Origin of the sequence: Cryobacterium sp., from assembly GCF_025463825.1 — a bacterium.
Classification (GTDB): domain Bacteria; phylum Actinomycetota; class Actinomycetes; order Actinomycetales; family Microbacteriaceae; genus Cryobacterium.
Genome location: NZ_JAODBG010000057.1, coordinates 1 through 7,701, shown reverse-complemented (window position 1 = coordinate 7,701; position 7,701 = coordinate 1). Strand labels below are relative to the sequence as shown.

At 66.5% G+C, this 7,701-nt stretch carries 7 protein-coding genes and 1 pseudogene; 6 read left to right on the top strand and 2 right to left on the bottom strand.

The features are described 5' to 3' along the window. Positions 1 to 486: FGGY-family carbohydrate kinase (locus tag JWP54_RS07130; RefSeq protein ID WP_297369506.1), on the top strand; the 486-nt coding region annotated here is incomplete at its 5' end. A gap of 96 nt (positions 487 to 582) precedes the next feature. On the opposite strand, the gene trpD is transcribed toward JWP54_RS07130, so the two are convergent. Beyond that, a complete protein-coding gene (gene trpD, locus JWP54_RS07125; RefSeq protein ID WP_297369503.1) occupies positions 583 to 1,635 on the bottom strand; it encodes an anthranilate phosphoribosyltransferase in 1,053 nt (350 codons plus the stop codon). A gap of 103 nt (positions 1,636 to 1,738) precedes the next feature. Here trpD and JWP54_RS07120 point away from each other — a divergent pair, with 103 nt between their 5' ends. The 5 genes from JWP54_RS07120 to JWP54_RS07100 all read left to right on the top strand — a co-directional run bounded on the left by JWP54_RS07120 (position 1,739) and on the right by JWP54_RS07100 (position 6,903). After that, the gene (locus JWP54_RS07120; protein ID WP_297369500.1) at positions 1,739 to 2,407 is read left to right on the top strand and encodes a heme-copper oxidase subunit III; all 669 of its coding nucleotides are present in this window, start codon (positions 1,739 to 1,741) and stop codon (positions 2,405 to 2,407) included. A 24-nt stretch (positions 2,408 to 2,431) separates the two neighbouring features. After that, a complete protein-coding gene (locus JWP54_RS07115) occupies positions 2,432 to 3,244 on the top strand; it encodes a c-type cytochrome (protein WP_297369497.1) in 813 nt (270 codons plus the stop codon). A gap of 65 nt (positions 3,245 to 3,309) precedes the next feature. Further along, complete coding sequence (locus tag JWP54_RS07110; protein ID WP_297369494.1) at positions 3,310 to 4,383, top strand: ubiquinol-cytochrome c reductase iron-sulfur subunit; 1,074 nt, start codon at positions 3,310 to 3,312, stop codon at positions 4,381 to 4,383. 14 nt (positions 4,384 to 4,397) lie between these two features. Further along, the gene (locus JWP54_RS07105) at positions 4,398 to 5,996 is read left to right on the top strand and encodes a ubiquinol-cytochrome c reductase cytochrome b subunit (RefSeq protein ID WP_297369508.1); all 1,599 of its coding nucleotides are present in this window, start codon (positions 4,398 to 4,400) and stop codon (positions 5,994 to 5,996) included. A gap of 43 nt (positions 5,997 to 6,039) precedes the next feature. Further along, positions 6,040 to 6,903, top strand: coding sequence for a hypothetical protein (locus JWP54_RS07100; protein ID WP_297369491.1), 864 nt, complete (start codon positions 6,040 to 6,042; stop codon positions 6,901 to 6,903). Positions 6,904 to 6,916: 13 nt separating this feature from the next. On the opposite strand, the pseudogene JWP54_RS07095 reads toward JWP54_RS07100, so the two are convergent. Then, positions 6,917 to 7,538 (bottom strand): annotated as a pseudogene (locus JWP54_RS07095) (leucine zipper domain-containing protein); the annotation flags it as partial. Positions 7,539 to 7,701: the final 163 nt, after the last annotated feature.

Genomic DNA, 7,701 nt, shown 5'->3' with positions numbered 1-7,701 from the left:
GCCTACTTCGTGCCCGCGTTCAGCGGCCTGTTCGCGCCGTACTGGCGCTCGGATGCCCGCGGCGCGCTCGTCGGGCTCACCCGGTTCGTCAACAAGGGGCACATCGCCCGGGCGGCGCTGGAGGCCACGGCCTTCCAGACCCGCGAGGTGCTGGATGCCGTCAATGCCGATTCCGGGGTGCCGCTGACCGAACTCAAGGTGGACGGCGGCATGATCAAGAACAACCTACTGATGCAGTTCCAGGCCGACATCATCGGCGTGCCCGTGGTTCGCCCCGTCGTCGCCGAGACCACCGCGCTCGGCGCCGCATACGCCGCGGGCCTTGCTGTCGGGTTCTGGAGCACGCTGGACGAGCTGCGCTCGAACTGGCAGGAGGACAGCCGCTGGACCCCCCAGCTCAGCGAGGAGGAAAGCGCCCGCCAGCTGCGGAAATGGAAGAAGGCCGTCACCAAGACCTTCGGCTGGGTCGACGAGGACGTGCTGTAACCCCGCTACCCTCGGTCGCGCTCCTGCGATCAAACCGCCGGCCGGCTGCCTGCCCCGTCATTCCGGGGCCCGGCAGCCGGCCGGCGGACGGAGGGGTCAGGCGTGGCTCGCGGCCACCCATTGGAGGAGCTTCGCGGCCGCCGCACCGGAGTCGATCGCGTCCGCCGCGACGAGCAGCTTCGCCCGGAACCGGTCGAGGATGCTGACCTGGGACTGCGCCGGGTCATGGGCGAGGTCATACGCAACCAGTCCGGCGGCGGCGTTCAACAACACAATGTCGCGGACCGGACCGGTCTGGCCCGCCAGGACGGAGTGCACCACGCCGGCGTTGTGCTCCGGTGACCCGCCGACCAGCTGATCGATCGTGGCACGCGGGATGCCTAGGTCGCGCGGGTCGATGTCGTGTTCGGTGACGAGGCCCCTGGAGACCTCCCAGACGTGGCTGTGGCCCGTCGTTGTGAGTTCGTCCAGGCCGTCATCGCCGCGGAAGACCAGAGCGGAGGCTCCCCTGGTCTGGAACACGCCGACGAAGAGGGGCACCCGGTCGAGGTTGGCGACGCCGACGGCGGACGCCTCCGGCCGGGCGGGGTTCACCAGCGGGCCGAGGAAGTTGAAGACGGTGGGAATGCCGAGGTCCGCCCGGACCGCGGCGGCATGCCGGAAGCCCGGGTGGAACGCCGCCGCGAAGGCGAACGTGATACCGGTGGCATCCAGGACCGCGGCGACGACGTCGGCCGACAGGGTGAGGTCGATGCCGAGCGCGGCGAGCACGTCGGACGAGCCGGAGGCGCTGCTGGCCGCCTTGTTGCCGTGCTTGATCACCGGTACGCCGGCGGCGGCGCACACAATCGATGCCATGGTGGACACGTTGACCGTCCCGAACCGGTCACCACCGGTGCCCACAATGTCCAGTCCCATGGAATTCACGTTCAGCGGAACCGCATGGTCGAGGATCGCATCACGGAAACCGACGATCTCGTCGACGGTCTCCCCCTTCGCCCGGAGCGCCACCAGGAAACCCGCGATCTGGGCCTGCGAGGCCTCCCCCAGTACGATGCGTTCCATGCACCAGGCGGCATCCGCCACGCTCAGGTCTTCCCCGCGCAGCAGGGCATCGAGTATTTTTGGCCAGGACTGGGATTCGAGCATGCTTCGATCTTAATCAACTCCGGTCACCGCCCCGCAATTCCGCCCCCATCAGGCACTAGTTAGGGTGACCTAACCTGAAAATCGGGACGCATGGCACTTCAGTATGAGAAAAACCTGTGGCGTCATCGGCCATAATGGAATAGTGACGACGACTTCAATTACTCCTCGGGCGACCCTCCCCGTAGTGAACAGGCCCAACAGCGTGGCGGTTGGCACCATTGTCTGGCTGGGCAGCGAAGTCATGTTCTTCGCCGGCCTTTTCGCCATCTACTTCACCCTGCGCTCCACCGCTCCGGAGCTGTGGCAGTTCGAGACGGAGAAGCACAACTTCACCTTCGCGCTGGTGAACACGCTGATCCTGGTGTCCTCCTCCGTCACCTGCCAGTTCGGTGTCTTCGCCGCCGAGCGCCTGCAGGCCAGGTCCACCGGATGGAAGCCGAGCCAGTGGGGCATGGTCGAGTGGTTCTTCCTCACCTACGCCCTCGGCGCGATCTTCGTCTCCGGCCAGGTGCTGGAATACGCCACCCTCGTCTCCGAAGGTGTGACGCTGGCGTCCAACGCCTATGGTTCGGCCTTCTACCTCACCACCGGTTTCCACGGCATCCACGTGACCGGCGGACTCATCGCCTTCCTCCTGGTGATCGGCCGCGGTTTCGCGGTCAAGAACTTCGGGCACAAGGAAGCCACCAGCGCCATCGTGGTTTCGTACTACTGGCACTTCGTCGACGTCGTCTGGATCGGGCTCTTCCTGGTCATCTACGTACTTAAATAACAAGCAGGAGCGGACACACTCAGTATGCCCAGGACTAAGAAACCTACCCACGGCCCGTCACGCCGTTCCGGCCGGCGCAGCCCTCTCGCGAGCGTCGCCCTCATCGCCATCGGCCTGCTCTTCACCGGCGGCGCCTATGCGGCGTTCAGCACCACCACCGCAAGTGCAGCCACGGACACGGCCTCCCAGCAGACCGTTGCCGAGGGTGAGAAGCTGTTCGCTGCGAACTGCGCGACCTGCCACGGCCTCAGCGCCGACGGCACCACCACCGGTCCCAGCCTGATCGGCGTGGGCGCCGCGTCCGTCGACTTCCAGGTCGGCACCGGTCGTATGCCCATGCAGATGAACGGGCCGCAGGCCGAGGTTAAGCCGGTTCAGTTCACCGAGGAGCAGACCGCCGCCCTCGCCGCATACGTCGCGTCGCTCGCCCCAGGCCCTGCCATTCCGGACGCGGAATACCTCGATGCCGAGGGTGATGCCGCCTCCGGTGCCGAGCTGTTCCGCATCAACTGCGCGATGTGCCACAACGTCGCCGGTGCCGGCGGCGCCCTCACCGAGGGCAAGTACGCGCCCTCCCTTGACGGCGTCACCCCGCAGCACATCTTCGAGGCCATGCTGACCGGCCCGCAGAACATGCCCGTCTTCAACGACATGAACATTTCGCCTGAAGACAAGCGCGACATCATCACCTACCTCAAGTACGTGGAGAACAACCCGTCGCCGGGTGGATTCGCACTCGGATCCCTCGGACCGGTGTCGGAGGGCCTCTTCCTCTGGATCTTCGGCCTGGGCGCGATCGTCGCCCTCACTGTGTGGATCACGGCGAAGTCCAACTGATCGGCAGCCGGTAATGACACAGCGAACACAACGTGCACCACACACAGCGCCAATGAAGGAGAACAATGGCCAGCGATGACACCAGCGGGAAGGACCTGACCGCCGCCGGCTCCGCGAGCGTCGAGCACGGTTCGGCCGCCGCGGGCACCGCAGTCGTCGCCCGCGACGCCGTGGCCAACCCGGGCTTCCCGCCGCACCGGCCCCGGGTGACCGACCTCGACCCCAAGGCGGACAAGCGCGCCGAGCGCACCGTCTACACCCTCTTCTACCTGTCCATCGTGGGCAGCATCTTCGCGATCGCCGCGTACATGATCTTCCCGATCGTGCCCGAGGACCCTGGATCCGTGCGCCTGAACAACCTGTTCATCGGCATGGGCCTGGCCCTGGCGTTGCTGGCGCTCGGAATCGGCGCCGTGCACTGGGGCAAGGCCCTCATGCACGACGTCGAAGGCATCGACGAGCGCCACCCGGTCCGCGGCAGCGACGAGACCCGCGCCCGCGCCGTCGAGATCTTCCAGGAGGCGAACACGGAGTCCGGCTTCGGTCGTCGGACCCTGATCCGCAACAGCCTGATCGGCGCTCTCGTCGTCTTCCCGCTGCCGGCCGTCGTTCTGTTCCGTGGCCTCGCGCCGCAGGACCAGGACCCCGTCGCGCTGCTGAAGCAGACGCTGTGGGAGAAGGGCACCAGGCTCACCCTGGACCCCACCGGCACCCCGATCAAGGCCTCCGACGTCACCCTCGGATCGTCGTTCGCCGTCATCCCCGAGGGCCTGACGGACCTCGAGCACGGCAAGCTCGAAGAGAAGGCCAAGTCGGCCGTCATCCTGGTCAGGATGAAGCCCCAGGACCTCAACGAGCTGCCGGAGCGCGCCGACTGGTCCTACGACGGCATCGTCGCGTACTCCAAGATCTGCACGCACGTCGGCTGCCCCGTCGGCCTGTATGAACAGCAGACGCACCACCTGCTGTGCCCGTGCCACCAGTCGCAGTTCGACGTGGCCGAACACGCGAAGGTCATCTTCGGACCGGCCAAGCGTGCCCTCCCCCAGCTCCCCATCGCGGTGGACGCAGAGGGTTACCTGATCGCGCAGAGCGATTTCCTTGAACCCGTCGGACCGAGCTTTTGGGAGCGACAGTGAGTACCACAACCAATATGACACCCGCCGAAACGAAGAAGTCCGGCGGCTTCACCAGCGCCGCGGCGAATTACCTCGACGAGCGCACCAGCATCTCCACCGCGGTCAAGGAGCTGGGTCGGAAGATCTTCCCCGACCACTGGTCCTTCCTGCTCGGTGAGGTGGCGCTGTACAGCTTCGTCATCATCCTGATCTCCGGCTCGTTCCTGACGTTCTTCTTCCAGGCGTCCATGGCCGAGGTGCACTACGACGGCTCCTACGTGCCCCTCAAGGGCGTGGAGATGTCCGTCGCGATGGCCTCTTCCCTGGACATCTCCTTCGATGTCCGTGGCGGCCTGCTCATGCGTCAGGTGCACCACTGGGCGGCCCTGCTGTTCGTGGCCTCCATCGGACTGCACATGCTTCGCATCTACTTCACCGGTGCGTTCCGTAAGCCTCGCGAACTCAACTGGGTAATCGGCTTCGTGCTGTTCATCCTCGCCATGGCGGAGGGCTTCACCGGCTATTCCCTCCCCGACGACCTGCTCTCCGGTAACGGGCTGCGGATCATCGACGGCATGGTCAAGGGCATCCCCGTCGTGGGTACCTGGATCTCCTTCCTGCTCTTCGGCGGTGAGTTCCCGGGCACCGACATCGTCGGTCGGCTCTACTCGCTGCACATCCTGCTGCTGCCCGCCATCATCGTGGCGCTGATCGCGTTGCACCTGCTCTTCGTGGTCGTGCACAAGCACACCCAGTACCCCGGAGCGGGACGCACCAACAACAACGTCGTCGGCTACCCGATTCTGCCGGTCTACGCCGCGAAGGCCGGTGGATTCTTCTTCATCGTCTTCGGCGTCGTCATGCTGCTGGCCTCCTTCTTCACGATCAACCCAATCTGGAACTACGGTCCGTACGACCCGTCCCCGGTTTCGGCAGGAACCCAGCCTGACTGGTACATCGGCTTCGCCGACGGCGCCCTCCGCCTGATCCCGCCGGGGTTGGAGTGGGTCTGGTTCGGTCACACCTGGTCGTTCAACATCCTGATCCCCCTCGTGGGACTGGGCCTGTTCATCGGCGTGGTGTTGTCCTACCCGTTCCTCGAGGCGTGGGTGACCGGCGACAAGCGCGAACACCACGTCCTGGACCGTCCGCGCAACGCCCCGACCCGCACCGCCATCGGCGCGGCCGGAGTCACGTTCTACGCCGGCCTCTGGGCGGCGGCGTCGTCGGACATCATCGCGACCCATTTCAAGCTCACCATGGAGGGGGTCATCCACACCCTCCAGGCCGTCGTGATCCTGGGCCCGTTCATCGCCTACTTCATCACCAAGCGCGTCTGCCTGGCCCTCATGAAGAAGGACCGCGAGATCGTGCTGCACGGCTACGAGACCGGCCGCATCGTGCGCCTGCCCGGCGGCGAGTACATCGAGGTGCACCAGCCCGTCGACGAGTACGAGCGTTGGAAACTGGTCAGCTACTCCGACTACAAGCCGCTCGCACTCACACCCAACGCGAAGGGCAAGATCTCGCCCGTGCAGCGGGTCCGGGCCGGCCTGTCCCGCTGGTTCTTCGAAGACCGGATCGCTCCGGTCGGTAGCAAGGAACTCGAGGAAAGCCACGGCGATCACCACTGATTCCTCGGTGCAACCGGATCGGGCATCGCAGCAACTCTCGACTTTGTCGGAGTGGCTGCGGTGCCCGAACTGTTTTTCGGACCTGCACCCCGCCGCCCCTCTCGTCCTGAGCTGCCCGCGCGGCCACCGGTTCGACGTCAACCGGCGCGGCTACGTCTCCCTGATAGCCGGTTCCCGCCGTTTGATCGGCGACTCCCCGGCCATGCTCGATGCCAGGGACAGCTTCCTGGGGCGCGGCTGGTACAGCGAGCTCCGCGACGCCCTCAGCGGCCTGGTGTCGGTGGAGAGCGCCTCCCGGGTGATCGACATCGGTTGCGGCACCGGGTACTACCTCCGAGGCGTCGTGGCGGCCCTGTCGGCCGCACCGCGGGCACTGGGTGCCGCGCCACGGCCCCAGCCGCGTGCCCTCGCGCTCGACCTGTCTGCGCCCGCAGTCGCCCGCACCGTGCGAACCGCGGCCCAGGCGCCAGGCTCCGCCACCGGCGGCCTGGTCGCGGATGTCTGGTCGCCGCTGCCGGTTCGGGACGCCGCCGCCGATGTCATCATCAACGTCTTCGCGCCACGCAACCCGCCGGAGTTCCACCGCATCGTCGCTCCCGGCGGACTGTTGGCCGTCGTGGTGCCACATTCCAGCCACCTCCAGGAACTGCGCGCGGACGGCCTGGCCCTTGACGTGCACGAGAACAAGAGCGCCGACCTGGTGGCCGGGCTCGCCGGCCTGTTCCACCTGGAACACACCCAGGATCTCGCCACCGAGCTCTCCCTCTCCCCCGCCGACGTGACCGCGCTGATCGGCATGGGACCGTCCGCGCACCATCAGCCCACGGGCGACGCCGTCGCGACCACCCCGGGCGCGGCCAGGCCCGTCACCGTCGCATTCCGCCTTCTCGCCTTCCGGCGCGCCTAGATGTACTGCGCCACTACCTGGGTGACACGCGGCTGATGGGTGTTCCGCCGATGCCGGTGTGGATGCGTTCAGTGTGGTAGTGGTTCAGCCAGGGCGTGGAGCTGGGTGACGGCCTTCTTGAAGTCCGTCGAAATGCGGTAGGCGAAGGCGTTGTCGGAGATGACCCGTTCGATTTCCGGGATGCCGCAGGAGCGGAAGAACTCGGCTGTGCGCAGCAGGACGACGGCGGCATAAGCGAGGCGGCTGTGATCGTCGATGACGACGTGGACGTCGTCGAATCCGATGCCGCGGCCGCGGACGGCTTCGGACCGGCCGTGCGCGTGCCAGCCTCCGCCGTCGGGGATGCGGCCGAGTTCCTTCACGTCGCTATGCACGAGTTCGCCGGGTTTGTCGCGTTCGTATGGGTTCGCGGTCGCCCGGGAGGCCCGGATCAATTCGTCGGTGAGCAGGTCGCACCACGCTAGCGGCGGGGACGTTGTGGCGGGAGAGTATTCTCGCCACGGTCCGGGCTGGGACCGCGGTGGGCGCGAGGAGCGCTCGACCAGCCCGGCTGCGCCACTTTCTCGGTAGCGGCGCACCCATCGATGGGCGCATTGGCGTGAGATGCCGAGCTCTTTGGCGACGTGGGCGACGGGGCTTATCCACAACCACACGTTGGTTGAGGATAAGTTTGTCAAGCCCCGGGTTTTGTGGAGGCTCGGTTAGACCCGTTCCATCACGGTGATGGTGGGCGTTCGTGAGTAGAAGTTGCTCTCGGCCTCGACGGGTGGGAGGTAGCCGATCTCTGCGTGGAGGCGC

Bases quoted from the DNA above. Each gene is read 5' to 3' on its own strand.
- trpD (WP_297369503.1), bottom strand. From the start codon at position 1,635: ATGCTCGAATCCCAGTCCTGGCCAAAAATACTCGATGCCCTGCTGCGC.
- JWP54_RS07120 (WP_297369500.1), top strand. From the start codon at position 1,739: ATGAGAAAAACCTGTGGCGTCATCGGCCATAATGGAATAGTGACGACG.
- JWP54_RS07115 (WP_297369497.1), top strand. From the start codon at position 2,432: ATGCCCAGGACTAAGAAACCTACCCACGGCCCGTCACGCCGTTCCGGC.
- JWP54_RS07110 (WP_297369494.1), top strand. From the start codon at position 3,310: ATGGCCAGCGATGACACCAGCGGGAAGGACCTGACCGCCGCCGGCTCC.
- JWP54_RS07105 (WP_297369508.1), top strand. From the start codon at position 4,398: ATGACACCCGCCGAAACGAAGAAGTCCGGCGGCTTCACCAGCGCCGCG.